A 21,515-nucleotide genomic window follows, 5' to 3' on the forward strand; every position below is an offset into this window, starting at 1 on the left:
TAGCGTCGACCCCAACCGTTAGAAGCTGCCGCCCGGGCGGGCGCCGCTCAGCTCTCCGGGGGCTGCGAGCCGACGAGCCACATCGCGAAGAACTGCGCCCCTCCGCCGTACGCGTGACCGAGTGCCTTCCGCGCCCCGTCCACCTGGTGCTCGCCCGCCAGGCCGCGCACCTGAAGGGCGGCCTCCGCGAAGCGGATCATGCCGGAGGCTCCGATCGGGTTGGTGGAGAGGACCCCGCCGGAAGGGTTGACCGGCAGGTCGCCGTCGAGCTCGGTGACCCCGGACTCGGTGAGTTTCCAGCCCTCGCCCTCGGCCGCGAAGCCGAGGTTCTCCAGCCACATCGGCTCGTACCAGGAGAACGGGACGTACATCTCGACGGCGTCGATCTCACGGCGCGGGTCGGTGATGCCCGCCTGCCGGTAGACGTCGGCCGCACAGTCGCGGCCGGCCTGCGGCGAGACGAAGTCCTTTCCGGCGAACAGGGTCGGTTCGCTGCGCATCGCTCCGCCGTGCACCCAGGCGGGGGGCCGGGGCGACCGGGCCGCGCCGGTCCGGTCGGTGAGGATCATGGCGCAGGCGCCGTCGGACGAGGGGCACGTCTCGGAGTAGCGGATCGGGTCCCAGAGCATGGGTGCGGCCTGGACCTTCGCCAGGGTGATGTCCGGATCACGGATGTGCGCGTACGGGTTGAGCAGCGCGTTGCGCCGGTCCTTGTACGCGACGAGGGAGCCGACCGTGTCGGGCGCCCCGGTCCTGCGCATGTACGCGCGGACGTGCGGTGCGAAGAAGCCGCCCGCGCCGGCCAGCAGCGGCTGCTGGAAGGGGACGGGCAGCGAGAGGCCCCACATGGCGTTCGATTCGGACTGTTTCTCGAAGGCGAGGGTGAGGACGGTGCGGTGGACACGGGCGGCGACGAGGTTGGCCGCGACGAGCGCCGTCGAGCCGCCGACCGATCCCGCGGTGTGGACGCGGAGCATGGGTTTGCCGACGGCGCCGAGGGCGTCGGCGAGGTAGAGCTCCGGCATCATGACGCCCTCGAAGAAGTCGGGGGCCTTGCCGATGACCACGGCGTCGATGTCCGCCCAGCCCAGCCCCGCGTCCTCCAGCGCGCGCACGGCGGCCTCGCGGACCAGTCCGGCGATGGAGACGTCGTGCCGGGCGGAGACGTGCTTGGTCTGGCCGATGCCGACGACGGCTACGGGTTCCTCAGACATGGGCGCTCTCCCCTTCCAGTACGGCGACCAGGTTCTGCTGCAGGCAGGGGCCCGAGGTCGCGTGGGCGAGGGCCCGGTCGGACTCGCCGCGGTGGATGCGTGCGGCGGCCTCGCCGAGCCGGATGAGGCCGGTGGCCATGACGGGGTTGGCGGCGAGCGCGCCGCCGGAGGGATTCACGACGACGTCGTCGCCCAGTCCGAGCGCCCTGCGCAGCACGACTTCCTGGGAGGTGAAGGGGGCGTGCAACTCCGCTGTGTCCACGGGCCGTTCGAAGGCTCCGGCGCGTTCGGCCGCGAGCCGTGCGGACGGTGAGTCGGTCAGGTCGCGGACGCCCAGGGAGTGGGCCTCGATGCGGTGGTCGATCCCGCGGATCCAGGCGGGCCGGGAGCACAGGGCACGGGCGGTGTCCCCCGCGGCGAGGATCACGGCGGCGGCGCCGTCGCCGATGGGCGGGCAGTCCCCGGTACGCAGGGGTTGTACGAGGTAGTCGCCGGCCGGGACCGTGCCGGTGAGCTGGGCGTGCGGGTTGGCCGTCGCGGCGGTGCGGCTGCGGGCGGCGATCCCGGCCAGCTCCGGTTCGCCGGTGACTCCCTTGTCGATGAGCGCCTGTGCCTGGAGGGCGGCGAGCGCGACGGAGTCGGGCCAGAGCGGGGCGACGTAGTACGGGTCGAGCTGGCGGGTGAGGACGTCGCGGACCTCCCCGGGCGAGGACTTGCCGTAGGCGTACACGAGCGCGGTGTCCGCCGCGCCCGTGCGGATCTTCACCCATGCCTCGTAGAGGGCCCAGGCACCGTCCATCTCGACGTGCGACTCGGAGATCGGCGGGTGGGCGCCGACGCCGTCGAGGGCCATCGTGAAGGAGAACGCGCGGCCGGCGAGGTAGTCGGTGGAACCGGAGCAGGTGAAGCCGATGCTGCTCGCCTTCAGCCCGGTCGCGTCGAGGACCTGATGCAGGACGGGCATCAGCATCTCGACCTCGGAGAGTTCGTCGGTGCGCCGCCGGTGGTCGGTCTGCGCGAAGGCGACGATCGCCACGTCTCGCATCTACAGCAGCTCCTTGTACGCGTCGTAGTCGGCGTCGGGTTCGCCGGTGGGCCGGTAGTGGTCGGGGTGGCGGCTGCCCGGGGTCCAGACGGGTTCGACGCGCAGCCCCATGCGCACCTGGTCGTAGGGGATGCCCCCGATCCGTGCGTGCAGGGCGAGGTCGGCGCCGTCGAGGGCGACGTGGGCGTAGACGTAGGGCACGTCGATGGCGGCGTTCTTCGCCTTGATGTTGACGATGCAGAACGTGGTGACGGTGCCGCGCGGCCCCACCTCGACCCGTTCGTCGGTGGCGACTCCGCAGGTCGGGCAGGCGCCGCGGGGCGGGACGTAGACCTTCCGGCAGGCGGGGCAGCGTTCACCGACGACGCGCTGTCCGGCCAGCGCCTCCAGGTAGGCGCTCTGCGCGCGGCCGGGGAAGTACGTGTAGTCGAGACGGGCCGGTGCGACGATTCCGGTGACGGGGTCGGCGAACTCGCCGCTGTGCGGAGTGGGCCGCCCGGTTCCGCTCACGCCGTCGTACGGCTCGAAGCAGGCGATGTCCGTGATCGCGCCGGTGCGTTCCGGTGCCCAGCGGATGCGGACGCGCATGCCGGTACGGACCGCTTCGGGGCCGGGCGCGTCGAGGACGTGGAGCAGCGCCGTATCGGCGCCGTCGAGCCGGACGAGCACCCAGGCGAAGGGGGTGCCGAGCGGCTGGTCGCGGCGCGGTTCGGGGTTCCAGGCCCAGGTGGTGACCGTGCCGGTGGCCGCGACCTCGACGAGCTCGCCGATCTCCTCGGCGGTGACGGGGTCGTACTCGACGGGTGGGACGAGGACCTTTCCCCGGCCGGTGCGCACACCGAGGACGGTGCGTTCGCGCAGTCCGGTGAGGAAGGCGCTCTGGACGGGGCCCAGGGATCGGGTGAAGGGGAATTCGACCACCAGCGGTGCGCTGAGGACTTCGGGCACGGTTGTCTCCTTGGCTCAGGAGCGCCGGTAGACGGGCGGGCGCTTCTCGGCGAAGGCGCGGGCGCCTTCCTTGGCGTCGTCGGTGGCGAAGACCGGCCAGCCCCGCTTGAGTTCGGCGGCCAGGCCCTCGCTCTCGGTCATCTCCGCGGTCTCGTACACCGACGCCTTGACCGCCTCGACCGCGAGGGGTCCGCAGGCGTTGATCTGCTCGGCGACGAGGAGTGCCTGCTCCAGGGCGGTGCCGTCCGGCACGACCCGGCCGATCAGGCCGATGCCGGCGGCTTCCGCCGCGCTGTACGGGCGGCCGGTGAGGAGCATTTCGAGCGCGTGGGTGCGCGCGATCTGGCGGGGCAGGCGCACAGTGGAGCCGCCGATGGGGAAGAGCCCGCGCCGGACCTCGAAGAGGCCGAAGGTGGCGCCCGCTCCGGCGATGCGGATGTCGGTTCCCTGGAGGATCTCGGTGCCGCCCGCGACACAGTGGCCCTCGACGGCGGCGATGACGGGTTTGCGCGGGCGGTGGTGGCGCAGCATCGCCTTCCAGTGCAGATCGGGGTCGGCCTTCATCCGGTCCCGGTACTGCTCGCCCTCCATTCCCTTGCCCGCGAGGGCCTTGAGGTCCATGCCGGCGCAGAAGGAGCCGCCCGCACCGGTGAGGACGACGGAGCGGATCGTGTCGTCCTCGTCCGCCGCGAGCCAGCCGTCGTACAGCCCCACCAGCATCGGCAGCGAGAGTGCGTTCTTCGCCTCCGGCCTGTTCAGGGTGAGTACCAGCGTGGCGCCCTCGCGCCGCACGGTCAGGTGTTCCGTACCGCCCATTGCCTGCCTCCCGTCTCAAGACCTAGAACAGGTTGCAGTAGGAGGGGCCGCAGTTCAATAGTTTTCTGACAGTCAGTCAGATTACTTCTACGCCCCCTCTTCCCACTTGCGCCGGTCGGCGCTCTAATGACCGCCGAGTCGTCAGTCACCCCGGGGTCAGGAGGAACGGTGGAGTACAACCTTGCCGACCTGTTCGAGTCGGTCGTGGACGCCGTCCCGGACCGTGAGGCGCTCGTCTACGTCGACCACCCCGGCACCGGCGCCGAACGTCGCCTCAGTTACGCCCAGTTGGACGCGGCGGCCAATCGGATCGCCCACCATCTGATCGACGCGGGCATCCGCCCCGGCGAACATCTGGGCCTGCATCTCTACAACGGCATCGAGTACCTCCAGACCGTGCTGGCCTGCCTCAAGGCCCGCATCGTGCCAGTGAACGTCAACTACCGATACGTGGAAGAGGAGTTGGTCTACCTCTACCGGGACGCGGATCTGGCGGCGCTGGTCTTCGACGCCGAGTTCGACGAGCGGGTGACGGCCGCCGCCCCGCAGGCCACGAAGCTGCGCCACCTCCTGCGCGTCGGCGCTTTTGCGGCGGACGCTCCGGGCACCGTCGACGCCGTGCCGTTCACCGAGGCGGAGGCGGCCGGCTCGCCGGACCGCGGGTTCGCACCGCGCTCGGCCGACGACCAGTTCATCATCTACACCGGCGGGACCACCGGCATGCCGAAGGGCGTGATGTGGCGCCAGGAGGATCTGTTCTTCTCCGGGCTGGGTGGTGGCGCTCCCACGGGCGAGCCGGTGAAGACCCCCCAGGAGCTGGCCGAGCGGGTGGCCGCGGGCGGCGAGGGCATCACCTTCTTCCCCACGCCCCCGTTGATGCACGGCACGTCCACGCTCACCGCGTTCATCGGTTTCAACTTCGGCCAGCGCGTCGTCGTGCACCGCAGGTTCGTCCCGGAAGAGGTGCTGCGGACGATCGAGAAGGAGAAGGTCACGAGCGTGTCCCTGGTCGGCGACGCGATGCTGCGCCCGCTGATCGACGCGCTCAAGGGGCCCCTGAAGGGTGTCGACTGCTCGTCGATGTTCTCCGTCTCCAGTTCGGGCGCGATCATGTCGGACTCGGTCCGCGCGGAGTTCCAGGCCCTTGTGCCGACGGTGATGCTGCTCAACAACTTCGGCTCCTCGGAGTCCGGTTTCAACGGCACCGCGACGGCCGACTCGGGACCGGAGAAGGGCTTCCGGGTCCAGGTCAACTCCCGTACCGCCGTGGTCGATCCGGCGACGTACGAGCCGGTGGCACCCGGTGAGCCGGGGCGGATCGCCCAGCGCGGCCATGTGCCGCTCGGCTACTACAACGATCCCGCCAAGACCGCCGAGACCTTCTTCCGGAAGGGGGAGGAACGGTGGGTACTGCTCGGTGACATGGCGACCGTCGACGACGACGGCATCGTCACCGTCCTCGGGCGCGGTTCGCAGTGCATCAACACCGGTGGCGAGAAGGTCTATCCGGAGGAGGTCGAGCAGGCGCTCAAGGCCCATCCGGACGTGTACGACGCGCTGGTCGCCGGAGTCCCGGACGCCCGGTGGGGCAATCGCGTCGCGGCGGTTCTGCAACTGCGCGACGGAGCGGGTCCGTTGGACCTGGAAGCCGTACAGACGCACTGCCGCACCCGGCTGGCCGGATACAAGATTCCGCGCAGTGTCGTGCTCGCCGACCGCATCCGGCGGTCACCGAGCGGCAAGGCGGACTACCGGTGGGCCAAGGCGGTCGCGGCTCAGGCCTGACGGGCCGGGCGCGGGACGCCGTTTCACACCGTGCCGAAGGATCTCAGCGCCGCGACGAACTCCTCCGGTCCCGCCTCGTGCACGAGGTGTCCCACATCGATGGTCACGAAGGTGCTGCCGGGTATCCGCTCCGCCATCCAGGCGAGCTGTTCCTGGTCGACATGACTGCGCGCACCGCCGCCGATGACGAGCGTCGGCGCGGTGATCTCGGCGAGACGTTCACGTCCGGCGGGATCGGGGTCGTTGAGCTGGGCGTCGATGGACGGCACGACCGGCCAGTCGAAGTCGAGCTGCCCGTCGGGCCGTTCGGCGGGGGGCCGGGGCGGGTCCAGCGGGAGGAGCAGCGGGGCGTCCTCCAGGACGAGTCTGCCGATCAGTCCCGGCTCCCGCTCGGCGAGCAGACAGGCCGCGACGCCGCCCATCGAGTGTCCGACGACGGTGGCGCCGGAGAGATTGCGGGCCTCCAGGAACGCGTGGAGGTCGTCGCGGAAGAGCTCGAAGGAGTACCGGCCCGGCCAGTCGCTGAGGCCGTGTCCGCGGAAGTCCAGGGCGTACACCCGGTGCTCCTCGGCGAGCCGCTCGGCGACGAGCGTCCAGTCGCGGCTGCTTCCGCCCCGGCCGTGGACGAGCACGACGGGCGGGGCGGCCGGTTCGCCCAGGACGCGGTAGGCGAGCCGGATGCCCCCGGCCTGCACGCTGTGCACGTCCGGGTCGAGGAAGGCGGTGACGGTGCGGACGAAGGCGCCCGGGTCGTCGACCCAGGGGTAGTGCCCGGCACCCCGCTGCACGACGAACTCGCCGCGCGGAAAGAGGGCGGCGAGTTCCGTGGCCCGGTCGGGGCTCGGCCCCCCGTCGTACTCCCCCGCGAGAACGAGCACCGGAACGGTCAGGTCCCGCAACGCGGCGACCGTGCGCGCCGGATCGAGGGCGCCCGCGCCGTAGAAGTGCCGCTGCGCCTCGTGGCCGGTCTGCCCGGCGGCCGAAGCCGCGTGGGCCCGGGCCGCCTCGTCCCACCGTCCGTACGCGAACGGTTCGACGGCGGAGCGCACGTCGTCCACCGCGCGTCCGGCCGCGGTCTCGTCGAGCGCCGCCCGTGCCGCCGCGTACCAGGGCTCGTGACCGCGCAGCTCGGCCGCCTCGCGCCGGTCCTGCTCGGTCACCTCGACGCCGACGGCTCGGGTTCCGGGTGTGACGAGCGTGAGGGTGCGCAGGCGGTGCGGGTACCGGGCCGCGTAGAGCACCGCCAGGTCTCCCGAGGCGCAGTGCCCGAGCAGATCGATCCGCTCGTGGCCGAGGTGTTCCCGCAGGGCCTCGACGTCGTCGACGAGGCGGTCGCAGCGGTACGTCTCCGGGTCGGCCGGGGCCGGGGAGTCACCGGTGCCACGCAGATCGAGCAGGACGAGCCGCCGGGTGGCCGCCAGTCCGCCGAGGTCCCCGAGGCAGGCGCTGGCCCGCATGGGTCCACCGGGCAGGCAGACGAGCGGGCACGCCTCCGGGCCGCCCTCCCCCACGAGGTGGTAGGCGAGTTCGGTCCCGTCGTACGCACGGAAGATCGGCATGCGTGCCATCCAAACAGGCAGGCCACGCGCGCGCAGCCGGCCGGGGCGCCGGGCCGGGCGAAATGCGCGGTTCCGGACGCGCTGTCCAGGCACGTCTGCCCGTAGCGAATCAGGCGGGGCGGTGGCCGCCCCGCAGCGGCGGCGCCGCTCCCGTGCCCCGCTCCCCCGGCCCGGCCTCACGGAGCCCGGTTTCCGGCGCCCCGGCACAGCTCGACCGCGTCACCCCCCTTGCCATCCACCGGGGTGGCCTGAATTACTGCTCCCAGGGGATCGACCGAATGATCGGTCGTCCGTTCGGGAGAGGAATATGAGCATGTCGGCACTGCTGGACGCCTCGGAACGACTCGGCCGCGACGAGCTGGAGGCGTTGCAGCTGGAGCGGCTCCGCGCCACGCTGCGGCATGCGTACGACAACGTCGCCTTCTACCGGGCCGCCTTCGACAAGGCCGGGATCCGGCCCGAGGACTGCCGGACGCTCGCCGACCTCGCCCGCTTCCCCTTCACCGCCAAGGCCGATCTGCGCGAGAACTATCCCTTCGGGATGTTCGCCGTGCCGGAGGAGCAGGTGCGGCGCATCCACGCCTCCAGCGGGACCACCGGGCGGCCCACGGTCGTCGGGTACACCGACCGGGATCTGGACACCTGGGCGGACGTCGTCGCCCGTTCGATCCGGGCCGCCGGGGGCCGGCCGGGCCACAAGGTCCATGTGGCGTACGGATACGGGCTGTTCACCGGCGGCCTCGGCGCGCACTACGGGGCGGAGCGGCTCGGCTGCACGGTGATCCCCGCGTCCGGCGGGATGACCGCCCGCCAGGTACAGCTGATCCAGGACTTCCGGCCCGAGATCATCATGATCACGCCCTCCTACATGCTGACGCTCCTCGACGAGTTCGAGCGCCAGGGCGTCGATCCGCGCACCACCTCGCTGAAGGTCGGCATCTTCGGCGCCGAGCCGTGGACCGAGGCGATGCGCCGCGAGATCGAGGAGCGCTTCGCGATCGACGCGGTCGACATATACGGGCTGTCCGAGGTGATGGGCCCCGGGGTCGCGCAGGAGTGCGTGGAGACCAAGGACGGGCTGCACATCTGGGAGGACCACTTCTATCCGGAGGTCGTGGACCCGTTCACCGGTGAGGTCCTGCCGGACGGCGAGGAGGGCGAGCTGGTCTTCACCTCGCTCACCAAGGAGGCCATGCCCGTGATCCGGTACCGGACCCGGGATCTGACCCGCCTGCTGCCGGGGACCGCGCGGGTCTTCCGGCGCATGGAGAAGGTCACCGGGCGCAGCGACGACATGGTGATCCTGCGCGGAGTGAACCTCTTCCCGACCCAGATCGAGGAGATCGTGCTGCGCACGCCCTCGGCGGCTCCGCACTTCCAGCTGCGGCTGACCCGTGAGGGCCGGCTCGACGCGCTGACCGTCCGCGCGGAGGCGCGGCCGGAAGCGACACCCGAGCAGCGCACGGCCGCCGCCGCGTCCATCGCGGCGGCCGTGAAGGACGGGGTCGGTGTGTCCGTCGCGGTGGAGATCGTCGACCCCGAGACGCTGGAGCGGTCCGTGGGCAAGCTGAAGCGGATCGTGGACCTCAGGGACGCCATGCGGTGAGCGACCGCGGGCAACCGTTCGTCACTTCCACCTCGCCCGCCGTCTTGTGCACGCACGGCCGCGTATCCATACTCACTCGCAGCTCTTGTCAGGAACACACCAGGGCCCACCACCCATCGGGCCCAGATGCTCCCAGAAGGAGATCACGTGAGGATCCTGCACTCCAGTGCCCGCACCGGCATCGCGAGACGAACCGGCCTGGCCGCCGTCGCCACCGGTCTGCTCGCGGCCACCGCACTGACGCTGCCGACCGCGGAGGCGGCTGCCCCGCGGACCACCAGCGCCACCCTCGCCCAGGTCGACCAGGCCGTACTCAACGCCGACGTCGGTGGCACCGCGTGGCACGTGGACAAGGCCACGGGCAAGGTCGTCGTGACGGCCGACAGCACCGTGTCCGAGGCCGGCATCGCGAAGATCAAGAAGGCGGCGGGCGCCGACGCGGGCGCGCTGCGGATCGAGCGCACCGCCGGGAAGTTCACCCAGCTCCTGGGCCCGGGCGACGCCATCTACGGCAGCGGCTACCGCTGTTCGCTCGGCTTCAACGTCGTCAGCGGCGGTACGTACTACTTCCTCACCGCCGGCCACTGCGGCAACGTGGCCAACACGTGGTACACCAACTCCGCCCAGAGCACCCTGATCGGCGCCACCACCGGCTCCAGCTTCCCCGGCAACGACTACGCGCTGGTCCGCTACGACAACGCCTCGCTCAGCCACCCCGGCGGCTACACCGCGGCCAACGCCTACGTGGGCGAGGCGGTCAAGCGCAGCGGCTCCACCACAGGCACCAGGAGCGGATCCGTCACCGCGCTCGACGCCACCGTCCACTACAGCGGCGGCGGCACCGTCCGCGGAATGATCCAGACCAACGTCTGCGCCGAGCCGGGGGACTCCGGTGGCGCGCTGTACGACGGCACCAAGGCCCTCGGTATCACCTCCGGCGGCAGCGGCAACTGCTCCGTCGGCGGTACGACGTTCTACCAGCCCGTGCCCGAAGCGCTCGCCAAGTACAAGGTCTCCTTGTACTGACGCGGGCCGGGCCGGCCGGGGTGCGCATCCCCGGCCGGCCCGGCGACCGGCCCGAACGTCAGGACACGCCTCCGGCGAACCGGTCCCGCAGCTCACGCTTGAGGATCTTCCCGCTGGCGTTGCGCGGGAGTTCGTCCACGAACAGGACCCTCTTCGGGGCCTTGAAGTGGGCGAGCTTCTCGCGGGCGTGCTCGATCAGTTCACCCTCGGTCGCCGCGCAGCGCAGGACGACGACGGCGGTGACGGCCTCGATCCAGCGCTCGTCGGGCAGTCCGACGACCGCGGTCTCGGCGACCGCGGGATGGGTGTAGAGCGCGTCCTCGACCTGGCGGGACGCGACCAGCACACCACCGGAGTTGATGACGTCCTTCACCCGGTCGACGACGGTGTAGAAGCCCTCCGCGTCGCGCACGGCGAGGTCGCCGGAGTGGAACCAGCCGTCACGGAACGCCTCCGCGGTCTCCTCCGGCTTGTCCCAGTAGCCCTGGCACAGCTGCGGGGAGCGGTAGACGACCTCGCCCGCCGTCCCGTCGGGGACCTCCTTGCCGTCCTCGTCGACCACGCGTGCCTCGACGAAGAGCACCGGCCTTCCGCAGGAGTCCATGCGGCCCTCGTGCTCGTCGGGGCCGAGGACGGTGGCGAGCGGGCCGATCTCGCTCTGACCGAAGCAGTTGTAGAAGGCGAGGTCCGGCAGCCGTTCCCTGAGACGTTCCAGGACGGGCACCGGCATGATCGACGCCCCGTAGTACGCCTTGCGGAGCGCGCGGAGGTCGCGGGTGGCGAAGTCCGGATGGTTGGCGAGGCCGATCCAGACGGTCGGCGGGGCGAAGAGGCTGTCCGCGCGGCCGGCCTCGACCAGATCGAAGATCCGGCCCGCGTCCGGGCCGTCGAGGATGGTGTTCTCGGCGCCGACCGCGAGATACGGCAGCAGGAACACATGCATCTGGGCCGAGTGGTAGAGCGGCAACGAGTGCACCGGCCGGTCGGTGGCGGCGAGTCCGAGGGCGGTGACGGCGCTGACGTACTCGTGGACCAGCGCGCCGTGCGTCATCATCGCGCCCTTGGGCAGGGCGGTGGTGCCGGAGGTGTACAGCAGCTGGACCAGGTCGTCGGCGCCCGGCTCGCGCTCCGGCGTGAAGGGGCGGGGCGTCCCCAGCAGGTCCAGGAGCGAGTCCGGTGCGTCGCGCAGCGCGCGTACGGGGCGGGTGGCGGGGAGCCGCCCGGCGAGCCCGGGGTCGGTCAGGACCAGGGAACTGCCGGACTGGTCGAGGATGTACGTCAGATCGTCGCCGGTGAGGTTCTGGTTGACGGGGACGTGGACGAGTCCGGCCCGTGCGCAGGCGAGGTAGCCGATCAGATAGGCGTCGGAGTTGTGCGCGTACGCGGCGACCCGGTCGCCGGGGCGCAGTCCGTGCTCGCCGGTCAGGACGGCGGCGGCGGTACTGATCGCGGCGTCCAGTTCCGCGTAGGTCCAGCTCCGGTCCGCGTACCGCACGGCGGTGCGTTCGGGGGTGCGCCGTGCACTGCGGGTCACGACGCCGTCGACTGTGCTGCTGCGTACACCTGTCATGGCGTGATCCTGGGCGGCCCTGCTCCGGTGGTCAAGTACCCGGGATACCGACCAGACGGTTGACAGGTACATGGGTGTGCTGGCTGAGTGGCGCGTGGCTGCCCGGAGGACCCGGGCAATCTCCTTTCTCACCCGCACAGTTGGGAGGACCCTTTGCCCCTCCGTAATCGTCTGAGACTTCTCGCGGTCTCCGGTCTCGCCCTGTTGACCGTCTCGGCCTCGCTGCCGCCGGCCGCGGCCGGCGCCTCGCAGAGCCGGCATCCGTCGGGCGGCGGGCTGTCCGCCGTCATCCGCTACACCGAGTACGGCATCCCGCACATCGTGGCGAAGGACTACGCGAATCTGGGCTTCGGCACCGGCTGGGCGCAGGCGGCCGACCAGGTGTGCACGCTGGCCGACGGGTTCCTCACGGTGCGCGGCGAGCGCTCGGCGCAGTTCGGCACGGACGCGGCGCCCGACGGCTCGCTGTCCTCCGCGACGAAGAACCTCTCCAGCGACCTGTACTTCCGCGGGGTACGGGACAGCGGCACCGTGGAGAAGCTGCTGAAGCTGCCCGCTCCGCAGGGGCCGAGCCGTGCCGCGAAGGAGCTGATGCGCGGCTGGGCGGCCGGGTACAACGCGTGGATCGAGCAGAACCGGATCACGGATCCGGCCTGCCGGGGGGCCTCCTGGGTGCGACCGGTCACCGAACTCGACGTAGCCGTACGGGCGTTCGCGCTGGCGGTGCTCGGCGGCCAGGGGCGCGGCATCGACGGGATAACGGCGGCCCTGCCGCCCTCCGCCGCACCCGCCCCGCCCGGTGTGACGCCCGGTGAGGCGGCGGACGCCGCGGAGCGTCTGCTCTCCACGCAGAACGCGGACATGGGCTCCAACGCCGTGGCCTTCAACGGCGCGACGACGGCGAACGGACGCGGGCTGCTGCTGGGCAATCCGCACTACCCGTGGCAGGGCGGGCGCCGGTTCTGGCAGTCCCAGCAGACGATCCCCGGCGAGCTGAACGTGGCGGGCGGCTCGTTGCTGGGTTCGTCGACCGTCTCGATCGGGCACAACGCGCACATCGCGTGGAGCCACACCGTCGCGACGGGCGTCACCCTCAATCTGCATCAGCTGACCCTCGATCCGACGGACCCGACCGCCTATCTGGTGGACGGCACATCCGAGCGGATGACGAAGCGCACGGTCACGGTGCCGGTGAAGGACGGATCCCCGGTGACCCGCACCCAGTGGTGGACCCGGTACGGGCCGGTCGTCACCTCGCTCGGCGCGGGGCTGCCGCTGCCGTGGACGACGACGACCGCGTACGCGCTCAACGACCCGAACGCGACGAACATGCGCGCGTCGGACACGGCGCTCGGCTTCAGCAGGGCGCGCAGCACCGCCGGCATCGAGGCCGCGTTGCACCGTACGCAGGGACTGCCCTGGGTCAACACGGTGGCCGCGGACTCCTCCGGGCACTCCTTCTTCTCCCAGTCGCAGGTGCTTCCGCGGATCACCGACGACCTGGCGCAGCGCTGCTCCACCGCCCTGGGCAGGGCCACCTACCCCTCGTCGGGACTCGCGGTGCTCGACGGGTCGAGGAGCGACTGCGCGCTCGGCTCCGATCCGGACGCCGTGCAGGCCGGCATCTTCGGCCCGGGGCGCATGCCGACGCTGAAGGACACCTCGTACGTCGAGAACTCCAACGACAGCGCGTGGCTGACGCACGCCGCGCAGCCGCTGACCGGCTACGAGCGGGTCTTCGGCACGATCGGCACGACGCGGTCCATGCGGACGCGTGGGGCGGTCGAGGACGTGACGGCCATGGCGGAGAAGGGGCGGCTGACGGTGGCGGACCTCCAACGCCAGCAGTTCGCGAACCGGGCGCCCGCCGGTGATCTGGTCGCCGCCGACCTGGCGGACGCCTGTGCGGCGCTGCCGGGCGGGGTGGCGACGGGCAGCGACGGGACACCCGTCGACGTCTCGGCCGCCTGCCCCGTCCTGCGGGACTGGGACCGGAGCGTGAACACCGACAGCCGGGGCGCGCTGCTGTTCGACCGCCTCTGGCGCAAGGCCGCGGCGGTGCCCGCGGCCCAGCTCTGGAAGGTGCCCTTCTCCCCCGGTGACCCGGTCCGCACACCGCACACCCTCAACACCTCGGCTCCGGGCGTCACCGCGGCGCTCGCCGACACGGTGAAGGAGCTGCGGGCCGCCGGAATCGCTCTGGACGCGCCGCTCGGCGGGCACCAGTTCGTCGTACGGAACGGCAAGCGCGTGCCGGTCGGCGGCGGTACGGAGTCGCTGGGCATCTGGAACAAGACCGAGCCCGTGTGGAACGCGGCGGCCGGTGGCTACACCGAGGTGTCGGCCGGCTCCAGCTACATCCAGGCGGTCGGCTGGGACGGCAGCGCGTGCCCGGTGGCGCGCACCCTGCTCACGTACTCCCAGTCCTCGAACGCCCGGTCGCCGCACTACAGCGACCAGACGGAGCTGTTCTCCGGTGAGCGCTGGGTGACGTCGCGCTTCTGCGAGAAGGACATCGCCCGCTCACCGGAACTGCGGGTGCTGCGGGTGCGCGAGGGCCGGTAGCCGTTCGCCGTTGGTGGGGGCCTGTCCGGTTCCGGACCGACGGGCAGGCCCCCGGGTCCCGCGCCGCTCGCCGCGCGCGGGCGAATTCACTTGCGGACCGGCTGTCCGCTCGTCCAGCCTGACGTCATGAGCTCTCAGCACGACCCCGCCCCCGGATCCACCTCGCCCGGGGCGAGGGAGTACGTCACCACGCCCGTCACCGCCGGTCTCCTGCGCGGCGCGATCGATCTGGAACACACCGAGCGCGGTGTCCTGCCGCACCGGTTGCCGGCCTGGGCCCGCGCACAGTTCCCCGACGGCCAGGTGGCCATGGCGGAGTCCCAGCCCTCCGGTGTCCGGGTGGTGTTCCGCACCCGCGCCACCGTCGTCGAACTGGACACGCTCCGTACGAAGATGGCCTACCGGGGCGCGCCGCCCCGCCCGGACGGGGTGTACGACCTGCTCGTCGACGGCCGCCCGGCCGGGCGGACCGACGCGACCGGCGGCAACGTCCTGCTGGTGGACATGGCCACCGGTGCCATGGAGGCCCAGGCCGGACCGGTCGGCACCATCCGTTTCGACGGTCTGCCCGGGCGGTCGAAGGTCGTCGAGATCTGGCTGCCCTGGAACGAGATCACCGAGCTGATCGAGCTGCGCACCGACGCCCCCGTGGAGGCCGTTCCGCTGGAGGGCCGCACGGTGTGGCTCCACCACGGCAGTTCGATCAGCCACGGTTCCGACGCGGCGAGCCCCACCACGACCTGGCCGGCGCTGGCCGCCTCGCTCGGCGACGTGGAACTGATCAACCTCGGTCTGAGCGGCAACGCCCTGCTCGACCCGTTCACCGCCCGCGCCCTGCGGGACACCCCCGCCGACCTGCTCAGCGTCAAGATCGGCATCAACCTGGTCAACAGGGACCTGATGCGCCTGCGCGCCTTCACTCCGGCGGTCCACGGCTTCCTCGACACGATCCGCGAGGGGCATCCCACCGCGCCGCTGCTGGTCGTCTCGCCCATCCTGTGTCCCATCCACGAGGACACTCCGGGCCCCTGCGCTCCGGACTTCAGCGACATCGGCGAGGGCAGGCTCCGGTTCGTCGCCGCGGGCGACCCAGCGGAAACGGCCGCCGGAAAGCTGACGCTCAACGTCATCCGGGACGAACTCTCCCGCATCCTGAAGCAGCGGGCGGCCGACGACCCGAACCTGTACTACCTCGACGGCCGCGAGCTCTACGGGGAGGCGGACTTCGCGGAGCTGCCGCTGCCCGACCAGCTCCACCCGGACGCCGCAAGCCACCGCCGCATCGGCGAACGCTTCGCGGCGCTGGCCTTCGGCGACGGCGGCCCGCTGGGCGGACCGGGCGGGCATCCGCAGGCGGACTGACGAGGGGTCACATCGCGCGGGTGTGTCCCTCCCAGTACGGCTCGCGCAGGCGACGCTTGTAGAGCTTGCCGTTGGGGTCGCGGGGCATCGCGGCGACGAAGTCGACGCTCTTGGGGCGCTTGTACCCGGCGAGCCGTTCCGCGCAGTGGCCGAGGATCTCGGCGGCGAGTCCGTCGCCGGGCTCCCGTCCCTCGGCCGGTTCGACGACCGCCTTGACCTCCTCGCCCCAGTCGGCGTGCGGGATGCCGAAGGCCGCCGCGTCGGCGACCGCGGGGTGGGTGAGGAGGGCGGCCTCGATCTCGGCCGGGTAGATGTTGACGCCGCCCGAAATGATCATGTCGATCTTGCGGTCGCGGAGGAAGAGGTAGCCGTCCTCGTCGAGGATGCCGAGGTCCCCCACGGTGAAGAAGTCGCCGATGCGGTTCTTCGCCGTCTTGCTCTCGTCCTTGTGGTAGCTGAAGCCGCCCGTGCTCATCTTCATGTACACGGTGCCGAGTTCACCGGCCGCGAGGCGGTTGCCCTCGTCGTCGAAGACGGCGAGTTCGCTGATGGGCCAGGCCCTTCCCACGGTGCCGGGCTTCTTCAGCCACTCGTCCGCCGTGGCGAACGCGCCGCCGCCCTCGCTCGCCGCGTAGTACTCCTCCACGCACCGTCCCCACCAGTCGATCATGGCGCGCTTTACGTGGTCCGGGCAGGGGGCGGCCCCGTGGATGGCGTGCCGCATGGCCGACACGTCGTACCGCTCCCTCACCTCGGTGGGAAGCGCGAGCAGGCGGTGGAACTGGGTCGGGACCATGTGGGTGTGGGTACAGCGGTGTACGTCGATGGCCCGCAGCATCTCTTCCGGGGCCCACTTGTCCATCAGGACGAGCGGGTGGCCGATGTGCAGGGAAGCGCCCGCGAACTGGAGTACGGCCGTGTGGTAGAGCGGCGAGCAGACCAGGTGGACGTTGCCGTCGAAGGGCCTGATGCCGAAGATTCCGAGGAAACCGCCGAGGTGACTCTCCTCGGGGAGCCTGCCGGACAGCGGCCTGCGGATCCCGCGCGGCCGGCCCGTGGTGCCCGAGGTGTAGTTCATGACCCAGCCCAGGGTGCGGTCCCCGGGCGGACTGTCCGGCTGTCCGTCGAGCAGTTCCTCGTACGGGCGGAATCCTTCCGCCCCGCCGACGGCGAAGCGGTGGCTCGCGGGGAGTCGCGCCTCGTCGGCCGCGGCGGTGGCGGCCTCGGCGAAGCGCTCGTGGGCGATCAGCACCTTCGCGCCGGAGTCGGAGACGATCCAGGCGATCTCCGGGCCGACGAGGTGGTGGTTGACCGGGACGAGGTAGAAGCCGGCCTGGGTGGCGGCCAGGTAGGCGGCGAAGAACTCGGCGCCGTTGGGCAGGACGACGGCGAACGCGTCGCCCCGGCGCATGCCCGCGGCGCGCAGTCCGTGGACCATACGGTTGGCCGCGGCGTGCAGCCGGCCCGCCGTCCATTCCTCGCCGTCGGGTGCGACGAGGACCGTACGGTCCGGATCGGCGGTGGCCTGGGCCCAGAAGCCGTTGGGTGGCTGGTTCACCGGTCGCTCCGTCCTGCGATGCGGTTGATGCGGTCCACGGCGCGTTCGAAGCCGCGGGTCAGGTCGTCGAAAACCGCCTGCACACTCCGTTCGGTGTTCATCGATCCGACGATCTGGCCGACCGGTGTGCCGAGCAGGGACCCGACCTCGTACTTCTGGATTCTCGACACGGCGTCCGCGACGAGGAGGCCCTGGAGCGGCATGGGCAGGGTGCCGGGTCCCGCCTGGTCGTCCCAGGCATCGGTCCATTCGGTGCGCAGCTGACGCGCGGGCTTCCCGGTCAGCGCGCGGGAGCGGACGGTGTCGCCGGAGCCCGCTTCGAGGAGCTTCCGGGTCAGTGCGCGGGAGTGGAGGTCGGCTTCCTCGGTGGTGAGCCAGAGGGAGCCGAGCCAGACGCCCTGGGCGCCGAGGGCGAGTCCGGCGGCGATCTGTTCGCCGCCGCCGATGCCCCCCGCGGCGAGCACGGGAAGGGGGCCGACGGCATCGACGACCTCGGGGACCAGCACCATGGAGGCGATCTCGCCGGTGTGGCCGCCCGCTTCGTATCCCTGGGCGACGACGATGTCGATGCCCGCCTCGGCGTGGCGCCGGGCGTGCTTGGCGCTCCCGGCGAGAGCGGCTACCAGGATGTCGTGCGCGTGGGCGCGGGCGATGACGTCGGCGGGCGGGGAGCCGAGGGCGTTGGCGAGGAGTTTGATCGGGTAGTCGAACGCCACGTCGAGCTGGTTGCGGGCCACTTCCTCCATCCAGCCGGTGATGCGCCACCCCGACGCCTCGCCCTCGGCCAGTTCGGGTACCCCGTGTTTGGCCAGGGTCTCCTGGACGAACCGGCGGTGCCCCTCCGGGATCATCGCCTCGACATCGGCCTCCGTCACCCCCTCCACCTTCTTGGCCGGCATGACGACGTCGAGGCCGTACGGCTTGCCGTCCACATGGGCCGTCATCCAGTCGAGGTCGCGCGCCAGGTCGTCGGGGGCGGTGTAACGCACCGCTCCGAGTACACCGAGTCCGCCCGCTCTGCTGATGGCCGCGGCCACTGCGGGGAACGGCGTGAAGCCGAAGATGGCGTGCTCGATCCCCAGATTCCTGCTCAGCTCCGTCTCCATGGGCGGCAGGATGCCGCAGCGGAGCGGGCGAGGGAAGAGCTTTTCTGACGCCATGTCAGATTCTTTGTTCCGCCAGGGGCGTACGGGGCGCCGGAGGTGACAGTAATCTCTGCGGCGGCAGGAAGTTTCACTGCCGGACGAGATTGAGAAAGTTACTTTCACGCAGGTGCATCTACAGGGTGGGAGAGGGGTTCCGGATGACCGAGGACGCGAGGGAAGCGACGGACGCGGGAATCAGCCGCAGGAGGCTGGGCGGCGGGATACTGGCACTGGGCGGCGCGCTCGCCCTCGCCCCGATCCCCTTCGCGGGGACGGCGGTCGGCGCGCAGCGGAACGCGGGAGCGTCCGGCGTACTGGCGTCGGACCCACGGGCGGAGGCCGGTACGGGCATGGGATCAGGTTCGGGGTACCCCACGCTGCGACGCGGTTCCGCCGCGCGCGCCGGACTGCTGCAGGAACCGCTGGACCAGCTCGTCGCCGATGCCGAGACCTACCTCGCCGACTCCCCCAAGCACCCCTGGTACGCGGGCGCGGTGCTGCTCGCCGGACGGGGCGGGACGGTGGCGCTGCACCGTCCGATCGGCAAGGCGGTGCGCTACGCCGCGTACGACGAGAAGACCGACAGCGGGGTGGAGTTCCCGGCGGACCAGCAGATCCCGATGGCCGAGGACACCGTCTTCGACCTGGCGTCGGTCTCGAAGCTGTTCACCTCGATCCTGGCGGTGCAGCAGATCGAGCGGGGCGCGCTGGAGCTGGAGGCGACCGTCGCCTCGTACCTTCCCGACTTCGCGGGCGGCGGCAAACAGGACGTCACGATCCGTCAGCTGCTCACGCACACCTCGGGCTTCCGCGCCTGGATCCCGCTCTACAAGGAGCCGACCCGGGAAGGAAAGCTCCAGCTGCTGTGGAAGGAGGTACCGGCCAGTGCGCCGGGTACCGCGTACCTCTACTCCGACCTCAACCTGATCTCGCTCCAGCTGGTCCTGGAGAAGCTCACCGGCCGCACCCAGGACGTCCTGCTCCGCGAGGAGATCACCGCTCCGCTCGGGATGCACCGCACCCGGTACAACCCGCCCGCCTCCTGGAAGCCGAAGATCGCCGCTACCGAGGACGCCAGGCTGCCCTGGTCCGGTCTGGACCGCGGACTCGTATGGGGCGAGGTCCACGACGAGAACGCGTTCAGCCTCGACGGGATCGCGGGTCACGCGGGCGTCTTCTCCTGCGCCTGGGACCTGGCGATCCTCGCCCGTACGCTCCTCAACGGCGGCGTCTACGGCAGGTCCCGCATCCTGTCCGAGGACTCGGTGGAACTGCTGTTCACCGACTTCAACACCGCGTTCCCGGGGGACGAGCACGGTCTCGGCTTCGAGCTCTACCAGCACTGGTACATGGGCGCGATGGCCACACCGCGCAGTGCGGGGCACACCGGCTTCACGGGGACCAGCCTGGTCCTGGACCCGACGACGGACTCCTTCCTCATCGTCCTCGGCAACTCGGTCCACCCGGTGCGCAGCTGGCGGTCGGGAAGCGCGCCCCGGGTGGCCACCGCCAACCAGATGGCGCGGGCCGTCGCCGTGTCCCCCGCCGCGGGACGCACGGCCTGGTTCTCGGGAATGGCGAGCACCACGACCGCCACGCTGTCCCTGCCCGCGCTGCGGCCGGTTTCGGAACGGGTCCGGCTGAGCTGCGCGCTGTGGTGGGACACCGAGCCCGGCTCCGACGGGCTGTACCTGGAGGCGTCGGCGGACGCGGGGACGAGCTGGCAGCCGGTGCCGTTCACGACGCAAGGCCTGGGCGGGGAGCACGGATCGGCTCCCGAACCGCACCCGACGGGCACCGTCTCCGGGTGGTCGGGCCGGGTCTGGCACCGGCTCGACGCGGACCTGGCGTCCTGGCGCGGGACGGAGGTGCGGCTGCGCTGGCGGTACGCCACGGACCGTCTGTACGTGGGGCGCGGTGTGTACGTGGACTCCGTCCGGGTCGAGGACGGTGAGCGCACGCTATTCAACGAGGCGCGACCGAGCGACGCGCGGCGCATCGAAGCCGTGGGATGGACGGCGTCGGCCGACTAGGGTCTTTCGTTTGGATCAGGCCGGATCAGGGAGCGGGGCACGACCGGGCCCCGCCCGGCGACGGGGATGCGGGCCCTGCCTGCGGGCCCGCGCCCTCACGCCACCGGCTCGGGCGTCTGCGCCGGTACCGTCACCGGTGCCGGCGCCGTCGACTCCCGTACCACCAGGCGGGGGCGGATCAGCAGGGAACGTCCGGCCACGGGCGCCGAGTCGATCCGCGCGCGCAACTGCTGGAAGGTCTCCGCCGCCATCTCCGTCAGCGGCTGGCGGACCGTGGTGAGCGGCGGTTCGAAGAGATCGGCGAGCAGGATGTCGTCGAAGCCCACCACCGAGACGTCCTGCCCGGCGGTGCGCCCGGCGTCCTTGGCGCCCCGGCAGATACCGATCGCGCACATGTCGTTGATCGCGACGAACGCGGTGGGTGGCCGGGGCCGGGAGAGGAGCTCCCGGGCGGCTCTGCGTCCCAGCTCGGCGGCGTCCTTGTCACCGAACTCGGTCGTATCGGCGCCCGGCCAGACGATCGCGTCGGCCGGGTCGAGACCCGCCGACTCCAGCGCCGCCCGGAAGCCGCGCAGGCGCTCGCGCCGGTTGACGCTGTTGACGGAACCCGAGACGAACGCCAGCCTCCGATGGCCGAGTTCGATGAGATGACGCGTGGCGAGCTCGGCGCCCATCGCGTTGTCCACGCTGATGCTGGCCAGCGACGGCGGGTCCCCTGCCTGCGCCGTGCGGTCGAAGGCGACCATCTTCAGGCCGCGGCTGAGCAGCGGCGCCACGTGGTCGAGCGAGGGCAGTGAGGAGCAGAGCACCACTCCGCTCACCCCGTCCGCGAGCAGTTCCTCGCCGTACTTGAGCTCGCGGGCCGGGTCGCGCTCACTGTTGCAGAGCAGCACGTGATAGCCCTCGGCGAGCGCGATCGCCTCCAGCTCGCGGGCGAGGGAGCCCCAGAAGGGGTTCGCCACGGACGGCACGATGAGACCGATGACCTTGATCCGGCCGGTGCGCAGCATCCGTGCCGCCCGGTTCGGCCGGTAGCTGAGCTGTTCAATGGCCTGTTCGACGCGGGCCAGGGTGGCCGCTTGCATACGGTCGGTACGCCCGTTGAGGACGTTGGAGACCGTGCTGGCGGATACCCCTGCCGCCGCCGCGACCTGATGGATCGTTACCCCGCTCATGCCACCTCCGGTTCGGAACGCACTACGACTCTAGTGTACCGATTTACTGAACTCACTCCACCGGTACACCCGTTAACATCCCTGAAAATTCTTGTGCATCAGCTGTTG

Annotated in this window: 15 protein-coding genes; 6 read left to right on the plus strand and 9 right to left on the minus strand. The window is 71.4% G+C overall.

The genetic code is table 11. From position 1 onward, the window contains the following. Nucleotides 1-47: 47 nt before the first annotated feature. The 4 genes from OG230_RS01760 to OG230_RS01775 are packed head-to-tail and all read right to left on the minus strand — an operon-like array spanning nt 48 to nt 4,023. On the minus strand, nt 48-1,214 hold the full coding sequence (locus OG230_RS01760) for a thiolase domain-containing protein (RefSeq protein ID WP_328908343.1): 1,167 nt from the start codon (nt 1,212-1,214) through the stop codon (nt 48-50). Then, complete coding sequence (locus tag OG230_RS01765) at nt 1,207-2,259, minus strand: thiolase domain-containing protein (RefSeq protein WP_328908344.1); 1,053 nt, start codon at nt 2,257-2,259, stop codon at nt 1,207-1,209. Before OG230_RS01765 ends, OG230_RS01760 begins: the two co-directional genes overlap by 8 nt. Continuing rightward, nucleotides 2,260-3,207 (minus strand): Zn-ribbon domain-containing OB-fold protein, encoded by a 948-nt coding sequence (locus tag OG230_RS01770; protein WP_328908345.1) that lies wholly within the window; start codon nt 3,205-3,207, stop codon nt 2,260-2,262. A 15-nt stretch (nt 3,208-3,222) separates the two neighbouring features. Then, a complete protein-coding gene (locus tag OG230_RS01775; protein ID WP_328908346.1) occupies nt 3,223-4,023 on the minus strand; it encodes a crotonase/enoyl-CoA hydratase family protein in 801 nt (266 codons plus the stop codon). Nucleotides 4,024-4,191: 168 nt separating this feature from the next. On the opposite strand from OG230_RS01775, the gene OG230_RS01780 reads away from it, so the two are divergent. Further along, nucleotides 4,192-5,808, plus strand: a complete 1,617-nt coding sequence (locus OG230_RS01780) for an acyl-CoA synthetase (RefSeq protein ID WP_328908347.1) — start codon at nt 4,192-4,194, stop codon at nt 5,806-5,808. A gap of 23 nt (nt 5,809-5,831) precedes the next feature. Here OG230_RS01780 and OG230_RS01785 read toward each other — a convergent pair whose 3' ends face one another. After that, nucleotides 5,832-7,367, minus strand: coding sequence for an alpha/beta fold hydrolase (locus tag OG230_RS01785; protein ID WP_328908348.1), 1,536 nt, complete (start codon nt 7,365-7,367; stop codon nt 5,832-5,834). 313 nt (nt 7,368-7,680) lie between these two features. On the opposite strand from OG230_RS01785, the gene paaK reads away from it, so the two are divergent. Both paaK and OG230_RS01795 read left to right on the plus strand, forming a co-directional pair. Continuing rightward, complete coding sequence (gene paaK / locus OG230_RS01790; RefSeq protein ID WP_328911269.1) at nt 7,681-8,973, plus strand: phenylacetate--CoA ligase PaaK; 1,293 nt, start codon at nt 7,681-7,683, stop codon at nt 8,971-8,973. 147 nt (nt 8,974-9,120) lie between these two features. Further along, nucleotides 9,121-9,999 carry a S1 family peptidase gene (locus OG230_RS01795; protein ID WP_328908349.1) on the plus strand — a complete coding sequence of 293 codons (879 nt, stop codon included), beginning with the start codon at nt 9,121-9,123 and terminating at the stop codon, nt 9,997-9,999. A 58-nt stretch (nt 10,000-10,057) separates the two neighbouring features. Here OG230_RS01795 and OG230_RS01800 read toward each other — a convergent pair whose 3' ends face one another. Continuing rightward, nucleotides 10,058-11,569 carry an acyl-CoA synthetase gene (locus tag OG230_RS01800; protein ID WP_328908350.1) on the minus strand — a complete coding sequence of 504 codons (1,512 nt, stop codon included), beginning with the start codon at nt 11,567-11,569 and terminating at the stop codon, nt 10,058-10,060. Nucleotides 11,570-11,722: 153 nt separating this feature from the next. Between OG230_RS01800 and OG230_RS01805 the strand changes: the two genes are divergently transcribed. Together OG230_RS01805 and OG230_RS01810 are read left to right on the plus strand one after the other, a co-directional pair. Then, nucleotides 11,723-14,134 carry a penicillin acylase family protein gene (locus OG230_RS01805; protein ID WP_328908351.1) on the plus strand — a complete coding sequence of 804 codons (2,412 nt, stop codon included), beginning with the start codon at nt 11,723-11,725 and terminating at the stop codon, nt 14,132-14,134. Nucleotides 14,135-14,260: 126 nt separating this feature from the next. Further along, complete coding sequence (locus OG230_RS01810; RefSeq protein ID WP_328908352.1) at nt 14,261-15,496, plus strand: GDSL-type esterase/lipase family protein; 1,236 nt, start codon at nt 14,261-14,263, stop codon at nt 15,494-15,496. A 7-nt stretch (nt 15,497-15,503) separates the two neighbouring features. Here OG230_RS01810 and OG230_RS01815 read toward each other — a convergent pair whose 3' ends face one another. Continuing rightward, on the minus strand, nt 15,504-17,054 hold the full coding sequence (locus OG230_RS01815; RefSeq protein ID WP_328908353.1) for an acyl-CoA synthetase: 1,551 nt from the start codon (nt 17,052-17,054) through the stop codon (nt 15,504-15,506). Beyond that, complete coding sequence (locus OG230_RS01820; RefSeq protein ID WP_328911270.1) at nt 17,051-18,160, minus strand: NAD(P)H-dependent flavin oxidoreductase; 1,110 nt, start codon at nt 18,158-18,160, stop codon at nt 17,051-17,053. Before OG230_RS01820 ends, OG230_RS01815 begins: the two co-directional genes overlap by 4 nt. Nucleotides 18,161-18,357: 197 nt before the next feature. Between OG230_RS01820 and OG230_RS01825 the strand changes: the two genes are divergently transcribed. After that, the gene (locus OG230_RS01825) at nt 18,358-20,232 is read left to right on the plus strand and encodes a serine hydrolase (RefSeq protein ID WP_328908354.1); all 1,875 of its coding nucleotides are present in this window, start codon (nt 18,358-18,360) and stop codon (nt 20,230-20,232) included. A 95-nt stretch (nt 20,233-20,327) separates the two neighbouring features. Here the strand turns inward: OG230_RS01825 and OG230_RS01830 are convergent, their stop codons facing one another. Beyond that, nucleotides 20,328-21,407, minus strand: a complete 1,080-nt coding sequence (locus OG230_RS01830) for a LacI family DNA-binding transcriptional regulator (protein ID WP_328908355.1) — start codon at nt 21,405-21,407, stop codon at nt 20,328-20,330. Nucleotides 21,408-21,515: the final 108 nt, after the last annotated feature.

The sequence above is a fragment of the Streptomyces sp. NBC_00234 genome, from assembly GCF_036195325.1.
Classification (GTDB): domain Bacteria; phylum Actinomycetota; class Actinomycetes; order Streptomycetales; family Streptomycetaceae; genus Streptomyces.

Bases quoted from the DNA above. Each gene is read 5' to 3' on its own strand.
- OG230_RS01760 (WP_328908343.1), bottom strand. From the start codon at position 1,214: ATGTCTGAGGAACCCGTAGCCGTCGTCGGCATCGGCCAGACCAAGCAC.
- OG230_RS01765 (WP_328908344.1), bottom strand. From the start codon at position 2,259: ATGCGAGACGTGGCGATCGTCGCCTTCGCGCAGACCGACCACCGGCGG.
- OG230_RS01775 (WP_328908346.1), bottom strand. From the start codon at position 4,023: ATGGGCGGTACGGAACACCTGACCGTGCGGCGCGAGGGCGCCACGCTG.
- OG230_RS01785 (WP_328908348.1), bottom strand. From the start codon at position 7,367: ATGCCGATCTTCCGTGCGTACGACGGGACCGAACTCGCCTACCACCTC.
- paaK (WP_328911269.1), top strand. From the start codon at position 7,681: ATGTCGGCACTGCTGGACGCCTCGGAACGACTCGGCCGCGACGAGCTG.
- OG230_RS01800 (WP_328908350.1), bottom strand. From the start codon at position 11,569: ATGACAGGTGTACGCAGCAGCACAGTCGACGGCGTCGTGACCCGCAGT.
- OG230_RS01810 (WP_328908352.1), top strand. From the start codon at position 14,261: ATGAGCTCTCAGCACGACCCCGCCCCCGGATCCACCTCGCCCGGGGCG.
- OG230_RS01820 (WP_328911270.1), bottom strand. From the start codon at position 18,160: ATGGAGACGGAGCTGAGCAGGAATCTGGGGATCGAGCACGCCATCTTC.
- OG230_RS01825 (WP_328908354.1), top strand. From the start codon at position 18,358: ATGACCGAGGACGCGAGGGAAGCGACGGACGCGGGAATCAGCCGCAGG.
- OG230_RS01830 (WP_328908355.1), bottom strand. From the start codon at position 21,407: ATGAGCGGGGTAACGATCCATCAGGTCGCGGCGGCGGCAGGGGTATCC.